Source organism: Flavobacterium riviphilum (assembly GCF_055231795.1).
Genome location: NZ_JBUYSY010000040.1, coordinates 1 through 1,423, shown reverse-complemented (window position 1 = coordinate 1,423; position 1,423 = coordinate 1). Strand labels below are relative to the sequence as shown.

Annotated in this window: 1 protein-coding gene; it reads left to right on the top strand. The window is 32.8% G+C overall.

Annotated elements, in window-relative coordinates; all coding sequences use genetic code 11:
* Positions 1 to 247 precede the first annotated feature (247 nt).
* Positions 248 to 1,423: IS110 family RNA-guided transposase (locus ACZIX2_RS14195; protein WP_463340751.1), on the top strand; the 1,176-nt coding region annotated here is incomplete at its 3' end.

The window sequence follows — 1,423 nt, the reverse complement described above, 5'->3', positions numbered from 1 at the left end:
CTGAGGTATAATTTTTATTCTAAAAAAAGCAATATAAAATGACGTTAACTTTGTATATAATTTGAATTAGAATTAGGCAGTGTAGCAGTAGCATAACTAGTGTAAAATACCTGATCCTGAGCTTTGTTTCAAAGTATTATATTAAGCAATATTGGTGAGTTCTAAAATGATGAATTTCCCCCATGGTAGCAATATCTTTTCACTTAATATACTTTGAGCCTATTTCTATTTCGTTAAATCGTAAGCGATGAGTAGTTTAGAAAAAATTATTAAAAATTGCGCTGGCATCGATATTGGAAGCGAAAAAGTATTTGTTGCCATCGAAGGAGAAGAAGTAAGGAGTTTTAGAACTTTTACTAGAACTTACAAAGAGTTAGGTGTTTATATGCAAGAGCACGGAATAACTCATGTAGCAATGGAAGCAACAGGAATTTATTGGATAACTCTATATGATATTTTAGAAGCAATGGGTTTTGATGTTTATTTAGTTAATCCAGCAGATAGTAAAAACTTGCCAGGCAGAAAAACAGATGTGCAAGATTGCCAATGGATACAACAATTATTCAGTTATGGTCTGTTAAGAAAAAGTTTTGTTCCTGAGGATATCGTCCGAAAGCTGAGAGTTTATACTCGTATGCGTGAAGACAAATTACAAATGGCATCTTCTCATATACTTCATATGCAAAAAGCATTAGTACAAATGAATATTAGGCTTCCGGAAGTTTTGTCTCAAACACACGGAGCAAGTGGAATGGCAATGATAGAAGCTATTTTGGATGGAGAAAGAGATGCCCAAGTTTTATTAAGTTATTGCACAACAGATTTAAGAAAAAGAAAAGGAGCAGATATATTATTGGCTTTGGAAGGTAATTATAAAGAGGAATATATTTTTGAACTTCAACAGGCATACGATGGCTACATGTTTTATTTAAACCAAGTCCAGCTATGTGATAAAGAGACAGAAAAAATATTAATTGAATTTAAGAGAAAATCTAATAATGATTATAAGGACGATAATAGAATAAAACCTATACGACATAACAAACCAGATATAAAAAACTTGCATGATTTATTGATGGGAATTCATGGTGCAAATCCAACTGTTCTACCAGGTTTAACAGATTATAGTCTTATGCGACTAACTGCGGAACTTGGTAACAATATAGAACAATGGCCAAATGTTAAAGCTTTTGTGTCTTGGTTAGGATTGGCTCCTGGAAAGAATCAATCAGGCAAGATGAATAAAAGAAGTAAAAAAAAAGCTATGACACGATCAGGGCAAATATTTAAACAAGCAGCTCAAAGTTTATTATTAAGCAAACAACCAGGATTAGGAGCTTTTGCAAGAAAACTAAAAGCAAGAAGAGGAGCTGCAATAGCAATAAAGGCAACCGCTAGAAAATTAGCGGAACTCTATTATAAG